The sequence below is a fragment of the Streptomyces sp. NBC_01341 genome, assembly GCF_035946055.1.
Classification (GTDB): domain Bacteria; phylum Actinomycetota; class Actinomycetes; order Streptomycetales; family Streptomycetaceae; genus Streptomyces.
Genome location: NZ_CP108364.1, coordinates 3423430 through 3445092, shown reverse-complemented (window position 1 = coordinate 3445092; position 21663 = coordinate 3423430). Strand labels below are relative to the sequence as shown.

The window sequence follows — 21663 nt, the reverse complement described above, 5'->3', positions numbered from 1 at the left end:
TGAATGATGGACAGCCGGAGCACGAGGAAAGGGGTGCCGCCATGGCAGCGGGGACGATCCGCTACTGGGCCGCGGCCAAGGCCGCTGCGGGAACCGCTGAGGAGCCGTACGCGGCGGACACGCTCGCCGAGGCGCTCGCCGGGGTGCGTGAGCGCCACCCCGGCGAATTGACGCGCGTACTGCTCCGGAGCTCGTTCCTCATCGACGGGACTCCTGTCGGGACGCGCGGGCATGAGACCGTACGGCTTGCCGAGGGCGGCACGGTCGAGGTGCTCCCGCCGTTCGCAGGAGGGTGAACCGCAGACCATGAGCGACAACGACCAGCAGTATCCGTACGACCCGTCGTACGGGCAGCAGCAGCCGTACGACCCGGGGTACGACCCGGCCCACGGGCAGCAGCCCGGGTACGCCGACCAGCAGCACCCGCAGGCTCCGGGGCAGCAGCCGTACGACCCCGGGTACGGGCAGCAGCCGTACGACCCGGGGTACGGGCAGCAGCCGTACGACCCGGGGTACGGGCAGCAGCAGTCCGCCTACGGACACCCGCAGCAGCCCGTGGCCTACCCGGAGCGGGGCGGTGCTCAGGGGCACGCCGACCAGGGTGCGACCCAGACCTGGCAGGGGCAGACCTGGGACACCCAGTACCAGCCCACGGTCCAGCCGCAGCCCCCGGTCCACGCCCAGGGGCACACCCCCGCCGCCCGTCCGCTGCCCCCCGAGGCTCCGTCGGCTCCGACGGCCGCCCCGGCTCCGGTACCCGACGACGGCCCCGGGTTCAGCGCGCCCACCACTCTGGGGAACGCCCGGATCACCGACGCGCAGCGGGCCCGCGCCGAAGGGCGTTCGCCGATCATCGCGCCGGGGATGCAGCCCGCCGCGATCACGGCCGGTCTCGGTCTGCTCCTCGCCCTGGGCGCGGCGATCGGCGCGTACGCGCTGCTCGTCCCCCTGGTCCTGCTCCAGGCCGTGACGGCGGCCGGCTGGTTCCGGCTCAACGGCATGTGGCCGGCCAGGCAGGGCATCGCGCTCGCCTTCGCGGGCGGGGTCGTCGCCGACGTCGCCCTGCTCGCGGCCGGCCGGGACAACGCACCCGCCGCCCTCCTCGGGACGCTGGGCGTCTGGGTGCTGCTCACCCTCGTCCTCCAGCTCCGCAGCCACGCCGGAGCCGACGAGCGGATGTACGGCCTGACGGCCACGGTCGCGTCCGCCGCTCTCGCGGTCCTGGCCGCCGGGCACCTGGCGGCAGTACCGGACGCGGTGACCGTGGGCGGGATCGCCGTCGCGGTCGCGGTGCTCGTCCGGGCACTTCCGCTGCCGGGTCCGCTCTCGGTCGTAGTGGCGCTGCTCGCCTCGGCGGGCGCAGGACTGGCCGGCGGAGCCCTCACGGACTTCGGGTCGTCCGCCGCGCTCCTCGGGTTCGCCGCCGGCGGCTGCGCGCTGATCGGACTGCGGGTCGCGAGCTACGACTATCCGTCCCGCTTCGTGCACATGACGGCGGGAGTGGCGCTGCCGCTCACGGCGGCGGCCCCCGCCGTGTATCTGATCGGCCGCGCCCTCGCCTGACCGGACGGACGTTTTCGGCCGTCTCCCGGCCGGCCCGCCCTCGGCGGGAACCGGCCGGGCACCCCGCTCGTCGATCACCTGGGGCGTGCCGCACCGCGGCAGTACGCTCACGTGCTGCAGAGGTCCGGTCGGTCCGAGTGGGAGAACAACAGGCATGCGTGCACTGCGAATACTGCTGATCATCGCCGTGGTCCTGGGCGGCGTCTTCGTCGCCGCGGACCGTGCCGCCGTGCACTTCGCGGAGTCCGAGGCGGCTGACCGGGTCGGCTTCGGCGGTGCCGAGGCGGGTTCGACCGATGTCTCGATCAAGGGTTTCCCCTTCCTGACCCAGGTGGCCGACTCCCAGCTCGACGAGGTCGACGTGAAGGTCAAGGACATCCGGGCCAGTGCGGCGGGCCGGGACATCCGGATCAGTGAGATCCGCGCCCGGCTGCGCGACGTGACCCTGGGCGCCGGCTACACGAGCGCCACGGCCGCCTGGGCGACCGGGACGGCCGTCCTGTCCTACGCGACCCTCACCGAGGCGGCCGACGAGGGCGTCACGGTCGCCTACGGCGGCGATGGCAAGGTCAAGGTCACGGGCAGTGTCCGGATCCCGCTGGTGGACCGCACGCTCACGCGCACGGTGCTGTCCACCGTCACCCTGGTCGACGGGGACACCGTCCGGGTGCGTGCGGACGAGGTACCGGGTGAGGGCATCCCCGGTCTGGAGGGTCTGGTCCGGAAGAGGACCGACTTCGAGCGCGGCATCGGCGGACTGCCGGACGGCCTGAAGCTGGAGAAGATCGAGGTCGCGCCGGGCGGTCTGGAGATCTCGATGAGCGGCGCCGACATCGCACTCGCCGGCTGACGGCCCCTGCGGGCCGTCCGCGCGGGTGGGAGCGGCGGGCCGGGGTAGGGGTCCGTGGAGGCGGCCGGACAACTGATCCGCATGATGAGACGGACGTGTCCGGTCCTCAGATAATCTGAGGACCGTGAAGGCCGGCGGAGCGTGCGGGGACAGGGTCGACCCCTTCCTCGTCTCACCCAACGGACGATCGCGTCTCATCATCCGACACGGCGGTGACATCTCCGCCCGTACCTCCCTACGATCGGACGTATGAAGCGACAGGCGGACCTCACGAAGCGGCGGGCAGTAGATCTGTGCCGCGTCGCCGCCATGCTCTGTCGCACCTTCTGAGCGGGACCCTCTCCCGTTTCCCCGGCCCTTCGACTTCGTCAGGGCCACACCCGTGCCGGCCGTACGCGCCCCGCCGCAGGCACTCCGCGTACCTCTCGCACACCGCACCACGCCGCCGCAGACTGCCCCGGAGGAGAAACGCATGAGCCGCGCAGACGTTCTGGTCGACGCCGACTGGGTCGAGGCCCACCTCGACGACCCGCAGGTCGCCATCGTCGAGGTCGACGAGGACACCTCGGCGTACGAGAAGAACCACATCAGGAACGCCATCCGGATCGACTGGACCCAGGACCTGCAGGACCCGGTCCGCCGTGACTTCATCGACCAGGCCGGCTTCGAGAAGCTCCTGTCGGAGAAGGGCATCGGGAACGACACCACGGTCGTCCTCTACGGCGGCAACAACAACTGGTTCGCCTCCTACGCGTTCTGGTACTTCAAGCTCTACGGCCACCAGGACGTCCGCCTGCTCGACGGCGGCCGCAAGAAGTGGGAGCTCGACTCCCGCGACCTGACCGACGCCGTCCCGGCGCGTCCGGCGGCCCAGTACAAGGCCAAGGCGCAGGACGAGTCGATCCGCGCCTATCGCGACGACGTCGTGAAGGCCATCGGCAGCCTGAACCTCGTCGACGTGCGCTCGCCCGACGAGTTCAGCGGCAAGCTGCTCGCCCCCGCGCACCTCCCGCAGGAGCAGTCGCAGCGCCCCGGCCACGTGCCGGGCGCCCGCAACATCCCGTGGTCGAAGAACGCCAACGACGACGGCACCTTCAAGTCGGACGACGAGCTCAAGGCCCTCTACGAGGACGAGCAGGTCGACCTGGCCAAGGACACCATCGCGTACTGCCGCATCGGTGAGCGCTCCGCGCTCACGTGGTTCGTCCTCCACGAACTGCTCGGCCAGGAGAACGTCAAGAACTACGACGGTTCGTGGACCGAGTACGGCTCCCTCGTGGGCGTGCCGATCGAGCTCGGCGCCAACAAGTAATTCCGCAGGACCCGATCAGCAGGACCCCGACCAGAAGGACTGAACACCATGTGTGGAGCACAGGCCGGCGGCCCCGACGCTTCGACGATCAAGCCGGGCGAGACGACCATCCAGGGCAGCGTGACCCGCGACGGCGAGCCGGTCACCGGCTACGTCCGGCTGCTGGACTCGACCGGTGAGTTCACCGCGGAGGTCCCGACCTCGGCGACCGGTCAGTTCCGCTTCTACGCGGCCGAGGGCACCTGGACGCTCCGCGCCCTGGTTCCGGGCGGCACCGCCGACCGTACGGTCGTGGCGCAGACCGGTGGCCTCGCCGAGGTCGCCATCGCCGTGTAGTCCGCGCACGCATCCGGCCGGAGGGCCGCACCCCAGGGGGTTGGACGCCACCTGGACAGGGGTGCGGCCCTTCGCGCCGTCCGCAGGCGTTTCCCGCGCCCCGGGTCCTACGCTGGAGTCATGTACGCACGGCGCAGGCGCGCCTATTTCCTGATGATGGGCGGCTGTCTCTTCCTCTTCGTGGCCGCCTGGGCCTTCGTGCGCCTGTGGTCGGTGCCCGCGGCCGTGGCGATGTGCGTGGTCGCCGCGGTCATCCCGCCCGCCGCGGCGGTGATCGCCAACCGCCGGGGGCCGGAGGACCGTTGGTGGGACGACCCCTCGGGCGACCCGAAGTCGGACGAGTGGTGGGACGAACTCGACGGCAGGAAGCGCCGCAGGTGACCGCCCGGGGCCGGCCGGGTCAGTAGACGAGCGCCTGTGTGCCGTCGGCCATGGCCTCCTGCACGAAGACCTGGGCCCCCGCGATCCGTACGCCGTCCAGGACGTCCTTCTCCGTGATGTCCCGGCGCGCCGCGCACTGGGTGCAGAGCGTGATCCGCCCGCCCGCCAGGATCGAGTCGACCAGGTCGGGCAGTGGCGCGGCGTGCGGGAGTTCGAACTCCGCGGCACGCCCCGGAAGGGCGAACCAGGCGGACTCGCCGGTCAGCCAGAGCGACACCTCGACCCCGCTGGCGACGGCGACGGCCGCCACGGTGAAGGCCTGCGAGCAGCGCTCGGGGGAGTCGGCGCCGGCAGTCACCTTGATCACGAGCTTCTTCGACATGTACCGAACTGTAATCCTCCGGCGTGCAACCTCTCCGGGGACCTGAGGGTCAGCTGTGTGCACAGGTAACGGAACTCGTGCCTCAGGTCTCATGGGGGGACCCTTTTGGAACAGAACGACACCATGGGCGACATGCCGGCCGTCCCGCCGGCCGTCGTGGTGCACCCGCGTCGTCGCGGACGTACGGCCCTGCTGATCACCGCGGCCGCCCTGCTCGGCGTCTCCGCCGGCACGGCTGTCGGCTACGGCATCCAGGCCGAGCGGCCGCCGACGCCGCTGCCCGCGCTGTCACAGGCGCAACTCGCCTACCCGGCGGAGGCACTTCCGGCGGACAAGGCCCCGGCGCCGCTGCCCGCCTCGCAGGACCGCCAGGTGCGGACGGACGGTGATCTGCGCGAGCTGGTGCTGAAGCGGCCGGCCGGCTGGAGCGACGACGAGGGCGCCGGCGCGCTGAACGACGGCTGGATGAGCGTGGACGGTTACGCGCGCGAGTTCAACGACGAGGACTCCCACTTCGAGTACCTCCTGGAGTCCGACATCCGCCGGATCGCGGGTGCCGCCTGGAAGAAGGGCGCGTACCGCGAGGCCAACGTGCGGCTCGTCCAGTTCCGTTCCGGCGCGATCGCCGAAGCGGCGTCGTACGCCGACGGCCAGCGCTCGTACATGCCCTGGAAGAAGGACGGGGCCGGCAACGAGGGCGATCCGGTCAAGGGCAGCGGCAGTGGCCGCTACTACCTGTATCCCGTCGACCGGAAGCCCGGTTACATGGCGTCCTACCGCGCCAGGGCGGTCATGCACCGCGGCGACATCATGGTCGAGGTCAACGTCTTCGACACCGAGCCGATCAGCAAGAAGGACATCCGGACGCTGGCCGAGCGACAGCTGGAGCTCCTGTGAACGACGTCATCCCGCCCGCCGCCGACGCGTCCGCGGCCCCCGAGGTGCCGGGGGCGCAGCCGCTCCCCGACGCCCCGGCGCGCCCGGGGAAGGCCCGCCGGATCCTGCTCACCGCGCTTCCGGCGGTCCTCGTGATCGGCGCCGTCGCCGGCGCTGCCGTGTACACGAAGATCACGGTCGACGGTGCGGACCGGTCCGTGGCGACCACGGTCTACGACGTGGCCGAGCACCGGCCCGGCAAGGACCCGGCCGACGGCACCGACCGTGGCAGGACCGACACCGAGCTCAGCAAGCTGCTGCTGCCCGTTCCCGCGGACTACCGGCTGGGCCCCGATGTCGAGGAGCTCGGCAACGACGGCGAGGTCAGCGGCAAGGAGGCCGCCGCCGCGATGAAGCAGTCCAACCGGGGGCTCGCCGGCAAGCAGCGCCGGGAGTTCGACAAGCGGGTGGACAAGCTCCGCGTGCAGGGCCTCGCCGCCCGTTCGTACGTGTCGGACACCAATGACCTGGTCGTGAACACGCAGATCGTGCGGATGAAGGACAAGAAGGCCGTCCGGGATCTCCACACCTTCCGGACGGAGCTGTTCGACGCCGTCGGCGTCTTCCGCGAAGGGCCGAGGATCAAGGGCCAGACGCGCAACGCCAGGTGCTTCCTGATGCCGAAGGACGCCAAGAGCGAGATCGAGAACATGCTCTGCTCGGCATACGACGGCGAGCTGGGCATCACCGTCTCGGCGGCCGGCGTCAAGCCCATCGACAAGGCGGCCGTCGCCGAGCTGCTGAAGGACCAGCTGGAGCACATCACGTCCCCGGGGGAGTACGTATGACCGAGAAGACGGCGGAACCGACCGCCGAGGCCGTCGCGGAGAGCCTCCCCCCGCTGCCCCCGCCCCCGCCCCCCGTGCCGCAGGACCCGCCGCGGCAGGAGGCCCCGCAGCAGGAACCCTCGCAGGGCGATCTCCCGCAGACCCCGCCGCGGCCGCCGCGCCGGGTGCTGCGGGCGGTCGCCCGGTGGACGGCGGCGGTGCTGGTCCTCGGCGGTCTCGGCGCCGGCACGGTCGCGGGCATCACCTCGATGTCGCGCACCGACGTGCCCGGACTGGCCACCGAGGACGACGGGCGCTGGGAGTACCCCCGGCTGACCCTGCCCGCCCTTCCGGCCGGCGCGCCCCGCCCGTTCGGCGACACCAACGCCGCGGAGGTCCACCACGCCGATCTGCGGCGCCTGCTGCTGCCGGCCCCGGCCGGAGCGAAGGTGGACGACAAGGCCGACGGCTGGGTCACCACCGCGCGGTACGTCTCCGAGTACCCGAAGGGCGACCGGGCCGCTCTCACCCAGCGGCTGAAGGACTCCGCGCTCCGGCACATAGCGGCCCGCGCCTGGACCATGCCGGACGGGACGTCCTCCCGCGTCTACCTGCTCCAGTTCAACTCGGTGGCGTTCTCCACCGAGTTCCAGGACCAGCTGTTCGGCAACGAGTCGTACCCCCAGCCGCTCGCCGGAATCACCGACGTCGCCAACGACGACGACTGGCCGGCGACAGGCGGCGTGGAGTACACCACGCCCCGCGTGTACAGCGAGGCGAAGCCGTACGGTGCGGAGCAGGTCCGGCACGCCTACGTGCTGGCCGGGGACACCGTCGCCCTCGTCGTCCACGCGCGGAAGGGCGCGGCGGGCACGGAAGCCGTTCCGTTCCACCAGACGCTGATTCTGCAGAACCAGCTGCTGGGCTGACCGCGCCCGGGGAAACCCCCGGCCGCCGTGCCGGGCCCCCACCCATTAGGCTGGGGGCCCGGACGCGTACTGCCGTCGTGTCGTTCGTTTCGAGGAGCTCCCGTGCTTGAGGCTTTCTTCTCCGCCCTGCTGGTCCTGGTCTGCGTCGGCGTTCTCGCCTTCGCGGCGGTGACCGTGAAGAAGCTGTACCAGGGCCAGCGCTGACCCTCGCCGAACTCCGTCCGTACACCCTCACAGATCGTCTGAGCCGCTCATGATCGAGATTCCGTCCGACCTCCACCCGGACCTCGTGCCGCTGGCCTTCCTCCTGGGGAACTGGGCGGGCGCGGGCGTGTCCGACTTCCCCGGTGCCGAGAAGTGCAACTTCGGGCAGGAGGTCACGTTCAGCCACGACGGCCGTGACTTCCTCGAGTACGTCTCGCACTCCTGGGTCCTGGACGCCGAGGGCAACCAGGTCAAGCCGCTGGAGACCGAGTCCGGCTACTGGCGCATCGACAAGGACCGCAACGTCGAGATCGTCATGGTCCGCGACCAGGGCGTCGTCGAGGTCTGGTACGGCGAGCTGGCGAAGCAGAAGCCGCAGATCGACGTGGTCACCGACGCGGTGGCCCGCACCGCGGCCTCCGGCCCGTACAGCGGCGGCAAGCGGCTCTACGGCTACGTGAACAGCGACCTGATGTGGGTCGGCGAGAAGTCCACCCCCGACGTGGAGATGCGGCCGTACATGTCCGCTCACCTGAAGAAGGTCGTCACCCCGGAGGAGGTCGCCGAGATGGCCAGGGGCCTCGGGGACCTGCCGGACGACGGCATCGCCTTCTTCAAGTAGCCGGTCCCGGGCCCCGTTCCGCAAGGATCCGTGGGCCCGTGCCCGCCCCGCCCTACACTGGGTCTGTGGTGAGCACCGACTGGAAGACGGATCTTCGGCAGCGCGGCTACCGGCTGACGCCTCAGCGACAGCTCGTCCTGGAGGCGGTCGACGAGCTGGAGCACGCGACCCCCGACGAGATCCTCGGTGAGGTGCGCCGGACGGCAGCCGGGGTGAACATCTCCACCGTCTACCGGACCCTGGAGCTCCTCGAGGAGCTGGGTCTGGTCAGCCACGCCCACCTCGGACACGGCGCCCCGACCTACCACCTGGCCGACCGCCATCACCACATCCACCTGGTCTGCCGGGACTGCTCGGACGTCATCGAGGCCGAGGTCGACGTCGTGGAGGACTTCACCGCCAAGCTGCGGAGCACGTTCGGTTTCGAGACCGACATGAAGCACTTCGCGATCTTCGGGCGCTGCGCCGCCTGCACGGCGAAGGCGGACCGGGACGGTTCCCCGCCGGACACCGGCGGCGAGCGGTAGTCCGGTCCGTACGAGTCGTACGCTGGTCGCATGAAGAGCCCCCTGCTGTCCCTGCCCGGCGCCGTCCCCGCCGAGGGGCGCGACGAAGGCGTCGCCGCGCACTACGGCGACCTGTTCCGTGAGCAACGCGCACTCGCCGACGGCAGCGGTTTCGTCGACCTCTCGCACCGCGGTGTCGTCACCGTCACGGGCGACGACCGCCTGGCCTGGCTGCACCTGCTGCTCACCCAGCACGTCAGCGACCTCGCGCCGAACCAGGCCACCGAGTCGCTGATCCTCTCCGCGAACGGGCACATCGAGCACGCCCTCTACCTGGTCGACGACGGCACGACGGTATGGATGCACGTCGAGCCGGGGACCCAGGGCGATCTGATCGCGTACCTGGAGTCGATGAAGTTCTTCTACCGCGTCGAGGTCGCCGACCGCACCGAGGACATCGCCGTCGTCCACCTGCCCGCCGGTTCCATCGCCGAGGCCCCGGACGGCGTCGCCGTGCGCGAGACGGCGCACGGCCGCGACCTGTTCCTCCCCCGGGCCGGCCTGGAGGCGTTCGCGGAGGCCCACGGCCCGGCCGTGGGCATCCTGGCGTACGAGGCGCTGCGCATCGAGGCGCACCGGCCGCGCGTGGGCTTCGAGACCGACCACCGGACCATCCCGCACGAGCTGGGCTGGATCGGCACCGCCGTGCACCTCCAGAAGGGCTGCTACCGGGGCCAGGAGACGGTCGCCCGCGTCCACAACCTGGGGAAGCCCCCGCGCCGCCTCGTCTTCCTGCACCTGGACGGCAGCGAGGTCCACCTGCCGGGGCACGGCACCCCGGTCCGGCTCGCCGCGGACGGCGAGGAGGGCCGGCAGCTCGGCTTCATCACGACGTCCGCCCGCCACCACGAGCTGGGCCCGATCGCCCTGGCGCTGGTGAAGCGGAACGTCGCCGTGGACGCGGAGCTGATCGCGGGTGACACCGCGGCGGCACAGGAGACGGTCGTCGAGCCGTAGAAGTCCTACGCATGGCCGTCCAGCCGGAGCGGCCGCCCGCTACACGTCGATCAGCACCGTGAACGGGCCGTGGTTCGTGAGCGAGACGCGCATGTCCGCCCCGAACCGGCCCGTCTCCACCCGGGCGCCGAGCGCGCGCAGCTGTGCCACGACCTCGTCGACCAGCGGTTCGGCGACCTCGCCGGGTGCGGCGGCGTTCCATGTGGGCCTGCGGCCCTTCCTGGCGTCCCCGTAGAGAGTGAACTGCGAAATGACCAAAAGCGGTGCATTCACGTCCGAGCAGGACTTCTCGCCCTCAAGAATCCGCAGGGTCCACAGCTTGCGGGCGAGCTGCGCCGCCTTCTCCTCGGTGTCCCCGTGAGTGACCCCCACCAGCACACACAGTCCCTCGCCGACGATCTCGCCGACCGTCCCGGACCCCGGAGCATCGTCCGCGCCGCCCGCCACGGCGACGCTCGCGCCGTCCACTCTCTGTATCACTGCACGCATACAGACCAACCTATCTTGGGCTGAACGGGTACAGAGCACCTGCATGAACACCGTGCGTAGTGGCACCATGCACGATGTCGGTGTGCCGACGCACCGGTCGAGGGGACGGAACATCATGACCACACATGGAACCGGGCCATCACCCGGTGCCGTACCAGTGACGTGCACGGCCGGCAGCCTCCGGCCACCGGTCCAGCGGAACGGTGCTCCGACCGGCCTGTCGCCCGTGACGCCTCCCGTGCGGCTGCCGGGCGCGGTGTCCGTGCCGGGGCAGACGGCGGGGGCGGGACTCGCCTCCGTACGCCCGCAGGCCGAATTCGGCGGGCTGCGGCTGCCGGATCTGCGCACGCTGCGCCGTGACGCCCAGCGCGACGAGGCGGACCTCAGTTACGTACGCCGTCTGGTCCAGGGCCGGATCGACATCCTGCGGGCCGAGCTGGCCCGCCGTTCCGGCCCCGAGTCGCCCGTCGTGGACCGGCTCTCGGAGATCCTCGCCGACACCCCGTCCCTCCACCGCTCCTCGGCCCGGCACGTCACCCTGACCACGCCGCGCAGCGACGAGTACCGGCAGCTGGCGGCGGACACGCTCGCGGAGGTCGGGCTGTCCGACCTCGACGCCCGTACGGACGAAGAGCTGCTCACCGCGATGGGACGGCTCGTCCGCTACGAGCGGCAGGTCTCCCGGCGGCGTCACCGCCTTCAGCGGACCGTGGACGATTGCAGCGCGGAGATCGCCCGCAGGTACCGTGACGGAGAAGCACAAGTAGAGGACCTGCTCGCCTGAAGCGACCCTTCCGGGGGCGGGTCACGCCCGCCCCCGGAAGGCCACCCGCCCCATGACCTCCTTCATATCCCCGTCACCGTCCTCGTCGTCCGCGCACCCGGTCCTCGCCGAAGTCGTGCGATCCGGTTTCACCGAGGGACACCACCGGGGATCGCTGGTCGTCCTGGCCGCGGACGGGAGCGTGGAGCTCGCGCTCGGCGATCCTGCCGCCCCGGTCTTCCCGCGCTCGTCGAACAAGCCCATGCAGGCCGCCGCGATCCTGCGCGCCGGGCTGGACCTCTCAGGCGAACGGCTGGCGCTGGCCGCCGCGAGCCACTCGGGGGAGGACTTCCACCTCGACCTGGTGCGCACGATGCTCGCCGAGCACGGGCTGAAGCCGGACGATCTGCAGACCCCGCCCGACCTTCCGCTGGACCCCGTCCAGGCGGAGACGTACCTGGCCGCGGGCGGCGTGCGGGAACCGCTCACCATGAACTGCTCCGGCAAGCACGCGGCGATGCTCGCGGTCTGCGTACGCAACGGCTGGGACACCGCCACCTACCTCGACCCGGCCCACCCGCTGCAACGCCTGGTCGGTGAGGTCGTCGCGGAGTCGGCGGGCGAGCCGGTGGCGGCGCTCGGCACGGACGGCTGCGGGGCCCCGCTCATGGCGATCGGCCTGGTCGGGCTGGCCCGGGCCTTCCGCACGTTCGTCCTGGCGGAGCCCGGCTCGGCGGAGCGCAGGGTCGCGGACGCGATGCGCGCACACCCGGAGTACGTCGCGGGCACCCGGCGCCCGGACACCTGGCTGATGCGGGAGGTGCCGGGCACGCTCTCCAAGATGGGAGCCGAGGCGGTGCAGGCGGTGGCGCTGCCCGACGGCAGGGCGCTGGCCTTCAAGATCGACGACGGTTCCACGCGGGCCCTCGGCCCGGTGCTGGCCCGCGCTCTCGGCCTCCTCGGCGTCGACGCACCCGTGGTGGCCCGCATCGGGAGCGCGCCGCTGATGGGCGGCGCGGCCGAGGTGGGGGAGGTCCGGGCGGCGTTCTGAGCGGCTCCCGCGCCCGCGGGGGACGGGAGCCCCCGGGAAAATGCGGGCGACACGGCGGACGGCTTCTGCCTAGCGTGGCGGGATGAGCCATGATCCGCGTACCGTGACCGCCGCCGAATACCCCGACTGGCTGCGCGCCGTGGGTACCGGATTCCTCCGGGCGCCGTCGCTGCCCGGGGAGGAAGAGGTGGCCTGGCGCCTGGCCCGGACCGATCTCGCGCGCACCCAGGGTGTGTTCGACGCGGGGCGCTGCGTGGCCACCTTCCGGTCGTTCGCGCAGGAACTGACCGTCGTCGGCGGCGCGGCGGTGCGCGCCGACGCGATCACGGCCGTCACGGTGACCCCCACGCACCGGCGGCGCGGGCTGCTCAGCCGGATGATGGCCGCGGACCTCGCGGCGGCGAAGGAGCGCGGCGACGTGGTCGCGTCACTGGTCGCCGCCGAGTACCCGATCTACGGGCGGTACGGATTCGGGCCGGCCGCCTGGGCCGCCGAATGGGAGATCGACGTCCCGAGGGCCGGTTTCGACCTGCGGCGGCGGGTCCCGTCCGAGGGGGACGGCGGCCGGATCGAACTGGTCGACGGCGCCGACGTGCGCACGCTGGGCCCCGAGCTCCACGCGCGGCTCGCGGCCGTGCAGCAGGGGGTGGTGTCCCGGGACGAGCGCTGGTGGCAGCGGAACACCGGCGTGGACGTGCCCGCGTTCGAGACGTGGACGGAGCCGTTCCACGCGGTCTACCGGTCCGCGGACGGAGAGCCCGACGGGCTGATGACGTATCGCGCCGACGACCGCTGGGGCGACGGGAAGCAACCGCTCAACAAGGCGACGGTGGCCGGCATGGTCGCCGCGACCCCGGCGGCGGAAAGGGCGCTCTGGGAGTTCGTCTGCTCCATCGACTGGGTCACCACGGTGCGCTCGGGCCACCGCGCCCCCGACGACCTGCTGCCCCTGTTCCTGCCCGACCCCCGGGCCGCCCGCCTCGTGACACTGGCCGACTTCCTGTGGCTGCGCGTCCTGGACGTCCCGCGCGCGCTGGAGGCGCGCACGTACGGCGGCGAGGGCGCCCTGGTCATGGAGGTGCGCGACGCCGCGGGCCTGGCGGGCGGCCGCTTCCTGCTGGAGGGCTCACCGTCCGGTGCCTCCTGCACCCCGACGACGAGGGAGGCCGACCTCACGCTGGACGTGGCGGAGCTGGGCACCCTCTACCTCGGCGACGAGTCCCCGGTGCGGCTGGCCGCGCTCGGGCGGCTGGACGAACACCGGGCCGGGGCGGCGCTCGCGGCGGACGCGTTGTTCCGGGCACCGCGACGGGCCTGGTGCCCGGACGTGTTCTGACCGGCCGCCGTCCGGCAGCGCTCCTTCAGAGGCGCGGGAAGCGGAACGCCCCGCCGCCGCTCCCCATCTGCAGCCAGAGGTGGTCAGGCTGCTCGACCAGGCGCAGGGCCACGGCGGCGCACCCCGGGCACCGGCCGGTCAGGCCCGGTTCCGGGCCGTAGACGCGGAGCTGCGCCAGCGAGCCCGTCAGCCCGCAGTCGGGGCAGCGCCGCCAGGCGGCGGTCGGGTCCGTCGTGAAGATCTCCGACAGCGGGCCCGCCAGGGCGTTGCCGTCGCGGTACGAGGGGGAGGGGGTGTTCATACGTGCCTCCGGATCGGGTGGTGACGCGGGGAACGGGCCGGGTGGGCCGCGGGCGGCGGTGGCATCACCCGAAGCGCTCGGTGCGGATGCGCCCGGGTGCGTGTCCGGCGTCGACGAGCAGCCCGGCGGCGTGCTCCACGAAGCCGGTCGGCCCGCACACGAAGCACAGGGTCTCGGCACCGGCTGCCGCTGGTGGCGGCAGGTCGTGGGCACCCACGCGGCCGGGCGGCCGGGACGAGCCGGGCGGAGCCTGGCGGGTGTGGACGAGGTGGACGGTGGTCCCCAGGCCCTGTGCGGCGCCGAGCTCCTCGCGGTACCAGACCTGGGCCGGGTCGCGGACCGAGTAGACCAGGTGCATGGGGGCCGTGGAGTGGTCCCGGTGGTCGCGGACCATCGCCATCAGAGGGGCGATACCGCAGCCGCCCGCGACCAGCAGGACGGGATCCTCCTGCTCGGGGCGCCAGACGAACCAGCCGCCGAGCGGCCCCTTGACCTCCACCTCGGCACCCACGGGCAGGTCCCCGGCGAGATAGGGGGACACCTCGCCGCCCGCCGCGGCCTGCACACCCAGCTCGATACGGGTGCCCTTGCTCGGCGCGGCCAGCGAGTAGCTGCGTACCGCCTGGTAGCCGTCGTCCGCGCTCAGGCGGACATCCACGTGCTGGCCGGCGAGGTGGCCGGGCCAGTGGGGCACGTCGAAGTGCAGTGACCGGCCCGTCGTGGTCAGCTCCGCGCGCTCGACGAGCCGGGCGTTCCTCCAGGAGCCCATCGCTCAGTCGCTCCAGGTGCGCTGCTCGCGCCAGGGGTCGCCGTAGTCGTGGTAGCCGACCGATTCCCAGAAGCCTGGCTCGTTCTGCGGCGTGAGGGAGATGCCCTTGACCCACTTCGCGGACTTCCACAGGTAGTGCTGCGGCACGAGCAGCCGCACGGGGCCGCCGTGTTCGGGGGACAGGTCGTACCCGTCGAAGGTGTGCACGAGCCATGCCTTGCCGTCCGTCAGGTCCTCCAGCGGCAGGTTGGTGGTGTACCCGCCCTCGCTGTGCACCAGCGCGAAGTCCGCGGAGGTCTCCACGTCCTCGAGGAAGGCGTCCAGGGAGACCCCGCGCCAGGAGGTGTCGAACTTCGACCACCGCGTCACGCAGTGGATGTCGACGGTCAGGTCCTCCTGGGGCAGCGCCATCATCCGGTCCCAGTCCCAGTAGTGGCGCTGTCCGGTCTCCGTGGTGATGCCGAAGTCCCAGGTCTCCGTGAGCACCTTGGGGGTCGGTCCGGCGGAGAGGACCGGGAAGGACTCGGTGGGGTACTGGCCCGGGGGCAGGCGCCCCTCGAAGCGGTTCGTACGCCCGTGAAAGCCCGGGGAGAAGTTGTCCACGATCTGCTCACCCTCGCGTCGAAGCCCCCCTGCCGGCCGGACCTCGTGACCGTCCTGGGCGGCAGGCCCGCCGTCTCCGGAGGCCCGCCGGGCGGCGGCCGATGCGCGGTGACGCCATCCGGCCCTCACCTGCTTCCATCTTCCACTCCTGCGGGGCACGCGCATCTCGACGCCGCACCCCCGGGGGCCCGGGAACCGGGAGGGGCACCAGCGGGGAGGAATCTGCCCGCGACGCTCCCCGTACCGGGGGCGGTATCGGTATCCGGGACAGTTCGCCGGCGACTCGTTCCGCCGGCCCGACCGCCGGCGGAACGGTGTCAGTCGGCCGGCGCGAACAGCAGGGCCAGGATGAGGGCACCCGCACAGGCGACGTTGGGGTTGCCCGCTTTGAGGCCGAAGCTCAGCAGGGTGACACCGAAGGTCCCCATGACGCCGTACTTCCACTGGATGATCTGCTCGAGGCCCAAGGTGAACAGGGGCATGGCGCTCACTCCTTCCCGGGTGCGGGATCGGCGCGAACGCGCCGCTGGTGGGGGAGGCCGGCTGCTGTGCGCGACGCTGCGCAGTAACCTGACAAGTGCCGTACAAGTCCCCCGTTTTGACTTATCGTACGTATGCCCTGTAGGGGTGACGTCGCAAACTTGTCTGGTTGTTCGGTTAGTTGTAGGTCTTGTGGACATATCGAGGTGCCGCACTGCGTGTCATCTCAACGTGCACCAAAGGAAGTTGTAGGGTTGCAGGGTGACAAGTCATGGATCTGCCCCGCGTGACACCAAGTTCCAGTACAGGTGGGTCGCCGACGAGCTGCGCAAGGAGATCAACAGCGAGTCCCGTCAGCCGGGCGAGCGCCTGCCCACGCAGGAGGATTTGGCCACGCGCTTCGGTGTATCGCGGGCGACGGTCAATCAGGCCCTGTCCCTCCTGCGCAAGGAGGAGCTGATCGTGACCCGGCAGGGCAGCGGTTCCTTCGTGGCGTCGGAGACCGGGGAGAGCCGTCACGTGCCGAGGCCCACCGTTCACCCCGAGGGTGACGTGTGGGCCGTCGTGTCCGAACGCGTGCCGCCCGTGCTGCTCAAGCCGTACCTCGTGGAGGCGTTCGAGGCCAACGTCGTCCGGCTCGACGTCTTCTCGATGACGACGGAGTCCCTGGCCGCACGGGTCGTCGACCAGAAGGACCGGATCGTCGCCGGCGAGATCAGCCCGCCCCGCAGCGTCACCGCCCGTCTGCTCCTCCCGAACACCGAGTCGCCGTCGCTGGCGATCCCCCGGCAGGTGACCGGTGAGGACGACCCGCGGGTACGGGCCCGGCTCGGCGGAATCCTGCACAGCCACGTGACGATGCTGCGGTCCGCGCTCTACGAACTCCGCCGGCTCAAGCTGGTGGAGGAGGTCGACGTACAGGTGCGCCTCGTCCCCTTCTCGCCGCAGATGAAGTTGTACATCCTGAACAACCGGGTGGTGCTCCAGGGCTTCTACATCCCCGAGGAGGGCACCGCGACCCTGCCGGACGGGGAGGACGTCGCGACGTACGACGCCTACGGCACGGGGGCCACGCTGTATCCCTTCCGGGCCTCGGCCGACTCCACCCCCGAACAGGCCGGAGTGGTGCGGGCGGCGCGTAAGTTCTTCGACGCCACGTGGGACAACCTGGCCACGAAGGCGCCCTTCTGACCGTGCCCGGCACGACGACCCGGCGACGGCCCTGGTGAACGGATCGACTGCATGAGTGTTCGGCGCGCTGCCACCCCTGACGGTGCCACGGCGTCCGGCCCCACCGCCCTGCTCGCGGCGGCGGAATGTGTCCTCTTCGACTTCGACGGCCCGCTGTGCGACCTGTTCGCCACCCGCCCGGCGACCGGGGTGGCGACGCGGCTGGCGGCAGAACTGCGCAGGACCGGCTGCGACCCGGAGGTCGCCGCGTCCGGCGGGGGCGACCCGCTGGCCCTGCTCCAGGCGGTCGGCGCGCACTACGGAGCCGGGGAGAGGACCGTGCGGGCCGAGCGCTGCCTCGCCGAGGAGGAGATCGAGGCGGCCACCGGTGCCACACCGACGGAGCACGCGCTGGAACTCATCGGAGCCCTGGACGCCGGCGGCTGGAGACAGGCGGTCACGACGAACAACTCACCCGCCGCGGTCATCCGTTTCTTCGACCGGCACGAGTCCGCGGCACTGACGGGCGAGCACATCCACGGACGCACGCCGGATCTCGCACTTCTCAAGCCCGATCCGCACTGCCTGCTCCGGGCCCTGGAGTCGACCGGCTGCCCGGACCCGGCGGCCGCCGTCATGATCGGGGATTCCCCCGCGGACTGGCTTGCGGCCAGGGCGGTCGGTGTACCGTTCATTGGCTATGCGGTGAACGACCGCAAGCGCCGTGCCCTCGAGGAAGCCGGGTGTCGGTGGGCGGTGCGTTCACTGCGGGGCCTCGTGGAAACGGCACGCGGGCGCGTGCCGTCGAGCGCGCCGGGAATGGGACAACTGACGGCCGGCGTCCGCGGGTAGAGGCAGGCGCCCGCAGAAGGAGCCGCTCGGCGATCGCTCGGGCCCCTCATGGTCGAAGGAGCGGGCGGTGACGGTCGACACCACGGTGGACGTGCGCGGAGTCCCGACGGGCCGCGAGGGCGCGGGTGGTGACGCGACGGTGATCGAAGGGCCTTTCAGAGGCCACTACCGTGAGACGTACGTCTTCGCGCTGCCGGACGGGCCGCTGCGCTGCAAGGTGCACGAACCGCGCTCGGAGCTGTTCAGGTTCGACCGCAGGTGCTTCCTGTCCGAGGACCGGCTGCTCCTGGACCTGCGGGGCCGGGTGAGCCGGATACCGGGGATCCTGGTCCTCGACGAACACGTCCTCCTCCAGGGGTTCATCGAGGGGCGCACGCTCGGGCGCGGCACGGCGGGGGCCCTGTCGGAGCGGCACGCCGCACAGTTGGGCCGGCTCTTCGGTGAACTCGTGGCGCTGGACACCGCCTCCATCGGCGCGCCGCGGCTCTGTGCCCCGGCGGACCATCCGGGCGACGGTGACTCCGCGGCCTTCCTGGAGAGCCTGATCGACTTCACCGAGCACGAGGTCCACGGCCGGCACGCCGGCCGTTTCGGCTCGCTGCTGCGCGAACTCGGTGTGCGGGACGGTGCGCTGGACGGCATCAGACGCCGGGCACGGGGGCTGACGGACCGGCCCTTCACACTCGTCCACGGCGACCTGCACCGGCTGAACTTCATCGTGGACGGGGTTGGCGACCTCTGGACCATCGACTGGGAGCTGTCCATGATCGGTGATCCGCTCTACGACCTCGCCACGCACCTGCACCTGATGCGGTACTCCGCCCGGGAGACCGCGCGGACCGCCCGACTCTGGGCGGCGGCGGTGCGGGCCGTGCGCCCCGAGTGCGCGAAGGGCTGGCGCGAGGACCTGGACGTGCTCCTGGCGTACAAGCGCGCCCAGTCGGTCTACACCGATGTGATCCGCGGCGCCATCGCGCTGGAGCAGCCGGGTGCGGGACCCGCCTGGAGCAGGCTGCCGGTGACCGCGCACCGCGTGCGGGAGGTGCTGGAGCGGGCGCGGGAACCTCTCGGTCTCGACGCCGTCCCGTCGCTGCGCGAGGTCATGGCGGCCTACACGAGGTGGCTCCGGGGCCGGGAGGCGGCCGGCGTCACCGCGTCGGTGTCCTGAGACCGTCCGGGCGCGCGGGCCGGGCGTCGGGCATCCCGTGGGCGCGGCCGGGATGTGTGCTTCGGCCGTGACGCCATGGCGGAGCCCTTCTGCGTATGTTGTACGCGCGAGCCGGACGAACCCGACCACGCGTTCGTGTTCGGCGGCGAACGACTGCCGGACGGGGGTCGAGGCACTGATCGGCGGGCACGGAGTCGTGAACACACGGGAAGCGGAGTCATGAGCACGGAGCAGCCCGGACTGCGTGAGCGCAAGAAGCGGCAGACCTACCAGGCCGTCTCCGACGCGGCGATCTCGATGTTCCTCGAGCGCGGCTTCGACAAGGTCTCGGTCGCCGAGGTGGCCGCCGCGGCGGAGATCTCCAAGCCGACGCTGTTCCGCTACTTCCCGGCCAAGGAGGACTTGGTCCTGCACCGGTTCGCGGACCACGAGGACGAGCCGGCCCGCGTGGTCTCCGGCCGGCCGGCCGGCACGACCCCGCTGGACGCCCTGCGCCGCCACCACCTGGACGGCCTGGAGCGCCGCGACCCGGTGACCGGCCTGTGCGACGTCCCCGCCGTGCTGGACTTCCACCGGCTGCTGTACGGGACCCCGTCGCTCGTCGCCCGCCTCTACGGATACCAGAGCCGGTCCGAGGTGGCGCTCGCCCGTGCGCTCGACCCCGCGACCCCGGTTGCGGCGAGGCTCGCGGCGGGCCAGATCGTCGCCGTACTGCGCATCCTGGCCGAGGAGAACTGGCGGCGGATCGACGCGGGTGAGAGCGCCGGGCAGGTGTACGACGACGCGGTGGCGGCAGCCGGGACCGCCTTCGCGCAGCTGGCGGACGGCCTCGGCGGACCTGCGCCACGATGAGGCCGAGCGGCCGGTGCGGATCGCGGGGGAGGGGACGTCACCGGGGCAGCTCCGCCCTGACCAGGGCGTGCGCGAACGGCTCACCGGTGGCTTCCGCGTACACCATCCGCTCCTTCACCTCGCGCAGGGTGCGCGGCCGGTAGCCGGGGCCGCCGCAACAGCTCTTGTGGAAGCGGATGCCCGCGTGGAGCAACACCGCGAGTGTGCGCCACGCAGCGGTGTCCCGGCGGCGCGGAGCGGCGAACGCCGACCCGACGTGGATCAGCGCACCCGCGCACCGGGGGCACACAGGCCGGTGCGGGACCCTCTCGTGGTGCGGCTCGTAGCGACGCTTGTACGAGGCGCGGCACGGCAGGCACACGTACGAGGTGTTGGCGTGGGACATGGAGGCAGGGTAGGGGTGCGCAGGGCGCCTGTTCGACCGGATTTACGGGTACGGGGCCGGGTCCGACGCCGTGGCTCCAGGGATGCACCTGCCGGGTCAGGCCGCTCGGACCCGGCACTCGCGAAAGCGGCGGCCACGGACGAGGCGCTGGGCCTTCCGCGCAGGGCGCCGCAGACAGTGCTTCCCGTCTCCGACCATTCCGGAGCCGGACCCTGGCCGGTTGTCGAGAGGTCCGTTCCAGCGGTCCCTCCGTCCGGCATCCGCTATGCCTTCCCGTCGGCTTCCCGGGCGACGTGCTCCAGGCGGTCCCGGTGCTTCTCCCAGTAGGCGGGGCCGCCCGGCGCCATGCTGTCGTTGCCCTCGCCCATTCCGACCGCACCGTCCAGGAGCTCGCGGACGATGTCGGCGTGCCCGGCGTGCCGGTGCGTGTCCGCGATCACGCGGATCACGGCATGATGCAGCGTCACTTCGGCACGATGGCTCGGCCACCAGGGCACCCTGCCGACCGTGTCCAGCGCGAGCGCCTCGATCGTCGCGTCGGCGTGCGCCCACGCCCGGTGGTAGAGCGCCACGATCTGTTCCCGTGACTCGTCGGGGGTGGCCCACATGTCCGCGTTGGGCTCGGCGTCCGGCTCGACCCAGGGCTGTGCTTCACCGGATGGGCGTCCGAAGGTGTCGCCCAGGTAACCCAGTTCGATGCTCGCCGTGTGTTTCACCAGCCCCAGGAGGTTGGTCCCGGTGGGCGTCAGCGGGCGGCGGGCGTCGTACTCCGACAGGCCGACGAGTTTCCACAGCAGCGCGTCGCGCGCCGACTGCAGGTAGAAGTGGAGGTCGGCCTTGGCATCCGGTGAGGTCATGGCGGCCAGTCTGCCGCCCGCGCGACCTCCGGCGTGGGCTTTTCCGTGCCGCTCCTGCCGCCCTGGCGTGCGACCGGGGCGGGCACCGTTCCGGCAGGCCCGCTCAATCCCACGGGCGGCCGTCACCGGAGCGGCAATCCGGCCGAGGGCGGTTACCGTGCACGCGTGACCGGTCCGCATCAGCGCCCTCTTCTCTTCCTCGACGTCGACGGCCCTCTCATCCCGTTCGGGGCGACGCCGCAGCAGCTCCCCCGGGGCTACCCGAGGTACCGCCCGGCCTCCGGCAGGCCGTCGGCGGGGAGGAATCCGCTGGTCGCCAGGATCGATCCGGCGCTGGGGCCGAAGCTGACGGCGCTGGGGTGCGAACTGGTGTGGGCGACGACGTGGCTGGACAGTGCGAACGAGTGCGTCGCGCCGTGGCTCGGGCTGCCGGCCCTCGCGGTGGTGGAGTGGCCGGAGGATCCGGCGGACATGATCAGCGGCCTGCACTGGAAGACGCCTCCCCTCGTCGACCGGGCCGCCGGGCGCCCCTTCGTCTGGGTGGACGACGAGATCTCCGCCGTCGACCGGGCGTGGGTGGGCCGCCATCACGGGGGCAGGGCGCTTCTCCAGCGGGTCGACCCTCGTATCGGCCTCACGGACGCGGACTTCGCGGCCATCCGGGCGTGGCTGCGCGCGGGGGAGAGCCGCTCGGGCGGATGAGGCCGGGGGGCGGGGCTCTTGGACCCTTTGACAGCGCGCGGGAAGTGACAGTTGTCGACGCGAGTGACATCCGCCCCGGC

The 21663-nt window shown here is 72.0% G+C and carries 29 protein-coding genes; 21 read left to right on the top strand and 8 right to left on the bottom strand.

The window, feature by feature from the left end; all coding sequences use genetic code 11:
* Positions 1 to 41: 41 nt before the first annotated feature.
* The 7 genes from OG206_RS15110 (at position 42) to OG206_RS15085 (ending at position 4442) form a co-directional block, all read left to right on the top strand.
* Positions 42 to 296 (top strand): MoaD/ThiS family protein, encoded by a 255-nt coding sequence (locus tag OG206_RS15110; RefSeq protein ID WP_327122278.1) that lies wholly within the window; start codon positions 42 to 44, stop codon positions 294 to 296.
* A 10-nt stretch (positions 297 to 306) separates the two neighbouring features.
* On the top strand, positions 307 to 1563 hold the full coding sequence (locus tag OG206_RS15105) for a hypothetical protein (protein ID WP_327116268.1): 1257 nt from the start codon (positions 307 to 309) through the stop codon (positions 1561 to 1563).
* Positions 1564 to 1717: 154 nt separating this feature from the next.
* Positions 1718 to 2413: an LmeA family phospholipid-binding protein gene (locus OG206_RS15100; protein ID WP_327116266.1), complete on the top strand. Its 696-nt coding sequence runs from the start codon at positions 1718 to 1720 to the stop codon at positions 2411 to 2413.
* Between the two features lie 249 nt (positions 2414 to 2662).
* On the top strand, positions 2663 to 2743 hold the full coding sequence (locus OG206_RS32605; protein ID WP_350310325.1) for a putative leader peptide: 81 nt from the start codon (positions 2663 to 2665) through the stop codon (positions 2741 to 2743).
* 142 nt (positions 2744 to 2885) lie between these two features.
* Positions 2886 to 3725: a sulfurtransferase gene (locus OG206_RS15095; protein ID WP_327116264.1), complete on the top strand. Its 840-nt coding sequence runs from the start codon at positions 2886 to 2888 to the stop codon at positions 3723 to 3725.
* A gap of 48 nt (positions 3726 to 3773) precedes the next feature.
* Positions 3774 to 4061 (top strand): DUF1416 domain-containing protein, encoded by a 288-nt coding sequence (locus OG206_RS15090; protein ID WP_014154938.1) that lies wholly within the window; start codon positions 3774 to 3776, stop codon positions 4059 to 4061.
* Between the two features lie 51 nt (positions 4062 to 4112).
* A complete protein-coding gene (locus tag OG206_RS15085; RefSeq protein WP_327122277.1) occupies positions 4113 to 4442 on the top strand; it encodes a DUF3099 domain-containing protein in 330 nt (109 codons plus the stop codon).
* 19 nt (positions 4443 to 4461) lie between these two features.
* Here OG206_RS15085 and OG206_RS15080 read toward each other — a convergent pair whose 3' ends face one another.
* Positions 4462 to 4824 (bottom strand): DsrE family protein, encoded by a 363-nt coding sequence (locus OG206_RS15080; RefSeq protein WP_327116260.1) that lies wholly within the window; start codon positions 4822 to 4824, stop codon positions 4462 to 4464.
* Between the two features lie 105 nt (positions 4825 to 4929).
* Between OG206_RS15080 and OG206_RS15075 the strand changes: the two genes are divergently transcribed.
* The 6 genes from OG206_RS15075 to ygfZ all read left to right on the top strand — a co-directional run bounded on the left by OG206_RS15075 (position 4930) and on the right by ygfZ (position 9805).
* Positions 4930 to 5721, top strand: coding sequence for a hypothetical protein (locus tag OG206_RS15075; RefSeq protein ID WP_327116258.1), 792 nt, complete (start codon positions 4930 to 4932; stop codon positions 5719 to 5721).
* On the top strand, positions 5718 to 6548 hold the full coding sequence (locus OG206_RS15070; RefSeq protein ID WP_327116256.1) for a hypothetical protein: 831 nt from the start codon (positions 5718 to 5720) through the stop codon (positions 6546 to 6548). The genes OG206_RS15075 and OG206_RS15070 overlap by 4 nt, the downstream gene beginning before the upstream one ends.
* The gene (locus OG206_RS15065; protein WP_327116254.1) at positions 6545 to 7456 is read left to right on the top strand and encodes a hypothetical protein; all 912 of its coding nucleotides are present in this window, start codon (positions 6545 to 6547) and stop codon (positions 7454 to 7456) included. Before OG206_RS15070 ends, OG206_RS15065 begins: the two co-directional genes overlap by 4 nt.
* A gap of 253 nt (positions 7457 to 7709) precedes the next feature.
* The gene (locus OG206_RS15060; protein ID WP_327116252.1) at positions 7710 to 8282 is read left to right on the top strand and encodes an FABP family protein; all 573 of its coding nucleotides are present in this window, start codon (positions 7710 to 7712) and stop codon (positions 8280 to 8282) included.
* Between the two features lie 65 nt (positions 8283 to 8347).
* Entirely contained in the window at positions 8348 to 8809 is a 462-nt protein-coding gene (locus tag OG206_RS15055) for a Fur family transcriptional regulator (RefSeq protein WP_327116250.1), read from the top strand.
* Between the two features lie 30 nt (positions 8810 to 8839).
* A complete protein-coding gene (ygfZ, locus tag OG206_RS15050) occupies positions 8840 to 9805 on the top strand; it encodes a CAF17-like 4Fe-4S cluster assembly/insertion protein YgfZ (RefSeq protein ID WP_327116248.1) in 966 nt (321 codons plus the stop codon).
* Between the two features lie 39 nt (positions 9806 to 9844).
* On the opposite strand, the gene dtd is transcribed toward ygfZ, so the two are convergent.
* Positions 9845 to 10294 (bottom strand): D-aminoacyl-tRNA deacylase, encoded by a 450-nt coding sequence (gene dtd, locus OG206_RS15045; protein WP_327116246.1) that lies wholly within the window; start codon positions 10292 to 10294, stop codon positions 9845 to 9847.
* 115 nt (positions 10295 to 10409) lie between these two features.
* Between dtd and OG206_RS15040 the strand changes: the two genes are divergently transcribed.
* From OG206_RS15040 to OG206_RS15030, 3 genes are all read left to right on the top strand, one after another.
* Entirely contained in the window at positions 10410 to 11078 is a 669-nt protein-coding gene (locus tag OG206_RS15040; protein WP_327116244.1) for an RsiG family protein, read from the top strand.
* A gap of 52 nt (positions 11079 to 11130) precedes the next feature.
* Entirely contained in the window at positions 11131 to 12108 is a 978-nt protein-coding gene (locus tag OG206_RS15035) for an asparaginase (protein WP_327116242.1), read from the top strand.
* Positions 12109 to 12190: 82 nt separating this feature from the next.
* On the top strand, positions 12191 to 13444 hold the full coding sequence (locus OG206_RS15030; RefSeq protein ID WP_327116240.1) for a GNAT family N-acetyltransferase: 1254 nt from the start codon (positions 12191 to 12193) through the stop codon (positions 13442 to 13444).
* A 25-nt stretch (positions 13445 to 13469) separates the two neighbouring features.
* On the opposite strand, the gene OG206_RS15025 is transcribed toward OG206_RS15030, so the two are convergent.
* The 4 genes from OG206_RS15025 to OG206_RS15010 all read right to left on the bottom strand — a co-directional run bounded on the left by OG206_RS15025 (position 13470) and on the right by OG206_RS15010 (position 15599).
* Positions 13470 to 13745: a DUF6510 family protein gene (locus OG206_RS15025; RefSeq protein WP_327116238.1), complete on the bottom strand. Its 276-nt coding sequence runs from the start codon at positions 13743 to 13745 to the stop codon at positions 13470 to 13472.
* Positions 13746 to 13809: 64 nt separating this feature from the next.
* The gene (locus OG206_RS15020) at positions 13810 to 14514 is read right to left on the bottom strand and encodes a ferredoxin reductase (protein WP_327116236.1); all 705 of its coding nucleotides are present in this window, start codon (positions 14512 to 14514) and stop codon (positions 13810 to 13812) included.
* 3 nt (positions 14515 to 14517) lie between these two features.
* On the bottom strand, positions 14518 to 15117 hold the full coding sequence (locus tag OG206_RS15015; RefSeq protein WP_327116234.1) for a molybdopterin-dependent oxidoreductase: 600 nt from the start codon (positions 15115 to 15117) through the stop codon (positions 14518 to 14520).
* A gap of 317 nt (positions 15118 to 15434) precedes the next feature.
* The gene (locus tag OG206_RS15010; RefSeq protein WP_327116232.1) at positions 15435 to 15599 is read right to left on the bottom strand and encodes a hypothetical protein; all 165 of its coding nucleotides are present in this window, start codon (positions 15597 to 15599) and stop codon (positions 15435 to 15437) included.
* Between the two features lie 259 nt (positions 15600 to 15858).
* Here OG206_RS15010 and OG206_RS15005 point away from each other — a divergent pair, with 259 nt between their 5' ends.
* The 4 genes from OG206_RS15005 to OG206_RS14990 all read left to right on the top strand — a co-directional run bounded on the left by OG206_RS15005 (position 15859) and on the right by OG206_RS14990 (position 19639).
* Positions 15859 to 16788 (top strand): GntR family transcriptional regulator, encoded by a 930-nt coding sequence (locus OG206_RS15005; protein ID WP_327116230.1) that lies wholly within the window; start codon positions 15859 to 15861, stop codon positions 16786 to 16788.
* A gap of 51 nt (positions 16789 to 16839) precedes the next feature.
* Entirely contained in the window at positions 16840 to 17619 is a 780-nt protein-coding gene (locus OG206_RS15000; RefSeq protein ID WP_327116228.1) for an HAD family hydrolase, read from the top strand.
* Positions 17620 to 17686: 67 nt separating this feature from the next.
* On the top strand, positions 17687 to 18787 hold the full coding sequence (locus OG206_RS14995; protein ID WP_327116226.1) for an aminoglycoside phosphotransferase family protein: 1101 nt from the start codon (positions 17687 to 17689) through the stop codon (positions 18785 to 18787).
* 219 nt (positions 18788 to 19006) lie between these two features.
* Positions 19007 to 19639, top strand: coding sequence for a TetR/AcrR family transcriptional regulator (locus tag OG206_RS14990; RefSeq protein WP_327116224.1), 633 nt, complete (start codon positions 19007 to 19009; stop codon positions 19637 to 19639).
* A gap of 37 nt (positions 19640 to 19676) precedes the next feature.
* Here OG206_RS14990 and OG206_RS14985 read toward each other — a convergent pair whose 3' ends face one another.
* Together OG206_RS14985 and OG206_RS14980 are read right to left on the bottom strand one after the other, a co-directional pair.
* Positions 19677 to 20024: a deoxyxylulose-5-phosphate synthase gene (locus tag OG206_RS14985; protein ID WP_327116222.1), complete on the bottom strand. Its 348-nt coding sequence runs from the start codon at positions 20022 to 20024 to the stop codon at positions 19677 to 19679.
* Between the two features lie 263 nt (positions 20025 to 20287).
* Positions 20288 to 20881, bottom strand: coding sequence for a DinB family protein (locus tag OG206_RS14980; RefSeq protein WP_327116220.1), 594 nt, complete (start codon positions 20879 to 20881; stop codon positions 20288 to 20290).
* 165 nt (positions 20882 to 21046) lie between these two features.
* Here OG206_RS14980 and OG206_RS14975 point away from each other — a divergent pair, with 165 nt between their 5' ends.
* Positions 21047 to 21583, top strand: coding sequence for an HAD domain-containing protein (locus OG206_RS14975; protein WP_327116218.1), 537 nt, complete (start codon positions 21047 to 21049; stop codon positions 21581 to 21583).
* Positions 21584 to 21663 lie beyond the last annotated feature (80 nt).

Coding starts and splice junctions, on each gene's coding strand:
- OG206_RS15110 (WP_327122278.1), top strand. CDS start 42: ATGGCAGCGGGGACGATCCGCTACTGGGCCGCGGCCAAGGCCGCTGCG.
- OG206_RS15105 (WP_327116268.1), top strand. CDS start 307: ATGAGCGACAACGACCAGCAGTATCCGTACGACCCGTCGTACGGGCAG.
- OG206_RS15100 (WP_327116266.1), top strand. CDS start 1,718: ATGCGTGCACTGCGAATACTGCTGATCATCGCCGTGGTCCTGGGCGGC.
- OG206_RS32605 (WP_350310325.1), top strand. CDS start 2,663: ATGAAGCGACAGGCGGACCTCACGAAGCGGCGGGCAGTAGATCTGTGC.
- OG206_RS15095 (WP_327116264.1), top strand. CDS start 2,886: ATGAGCCGCGCAGACGTTCTGGTCGACGCCGACTGGGTCGAGGCCCAC.
- OG206_RS15090 (WP_014154938.1), top strand. CDS start 3,774: ATGTGTGGAGCACAGGCCGGCGGCCCCGACGCTTCGACGATCAAGCCG.
- OG206_RS15080 (WP_327116260.1), bottom strand. CDS start 4,824: ATGTCGAAGAAGCTCGTGATCAAGGTGACTGCCGGCGCCGACTCCCCC.
- OG206_RS15065 (WP_327116254.1), top strand. CDS start 6,545: ATGACCGAGAAGACGGCGGAACCGACCGCCGAGGCCGTCGCGGAGAGC.
- OG206_RS15060 (WP_327116252.1), top strand. CDS start 7,710: ATGATCGAGATTCCGTCCGACCTCCACCCGGACCTCGTGCCGCTGGCC.
- ygfZ (WP_327116248.1), top strand. CDS start 8,840: ATGAAGAGCCCCCTGCTGTCCCTGCCCGGCGCCGTCCCCGCCGAGGGG.
- dtd (WP_327116246.1), bottom strand. CDS start 10,294: ATGCGTGCAGTGATACAGAGAGTGGACGGCGCGAGCGTCGCCGTGGCG.
- OG206_RS15040 (WP_327116244.1), top strand. CDS start 10,410: ATGACCACACATGGAACCGGGCCATCACCCGGTGCCGTACCAGTGACG.
- OG206_RS15035 (WP_327116242.1), top strand. CDS start 11,131: ATGACCTCCTTCATATCCCCGTCACCGTCCTCGTCGTCCGCGCACCCG.
- OG206_RS15030 (WP_327116240.1), top strand. CDS start 12,191: ATGAGCCATGATCCGCGTACCGTGACCGCCGCCGAATACCCCGACTGG.
- OG206_RS15025 (WP_327116238.1), bottom strand. CDS start 13,745: ATGAACACCCCCTCCCCCTCGTACCGCGACGGCAACGCCCTGGCGGGC.
- OG206_RS15020 (WP_327116236.1), bottom strand. CDS start 14,514: ATGGGCTCCTGGAGGAACGCCCGGCTCGTCGAGCGCGCGGAGCTGACC.
- OG206_RS15010 (WP_327116232.1), bottom strand. CDS start 15,599: ATGCCCCTGTTCACCTTGGGCCTCGAGCAGATCATCCAGTGGAAGTAC.
- OG206_RS15000 (WP_327116228.1), top strand. CDS start 16,840: ATGAGTGTTCGGCGCGCTGCCACCCCTGACGGTGCCACGGCGTCCGGC.
- OG206_RS14990 (WP_327116224.1), top strand. CDS start 19,007: ATGAGCACGGAGCAGCCCGGACTGCGTGAGCGCAAGAAGCGGCAGACC.
- OG206_RS14985 (WP_327116222.1), bottom strand. CDS start 20,024: ATGTCCCACGCCAACACCTCGTACGTGTGCCTGCCGTGCCGCGCCTCG.
- OG206_RS14980 (WP_327116220.1), bottom strand. CDS start 20,881: ATGACCTCACCGGATGCCAAGGCCGACCTCCACTTCTACCTGCAGTCG.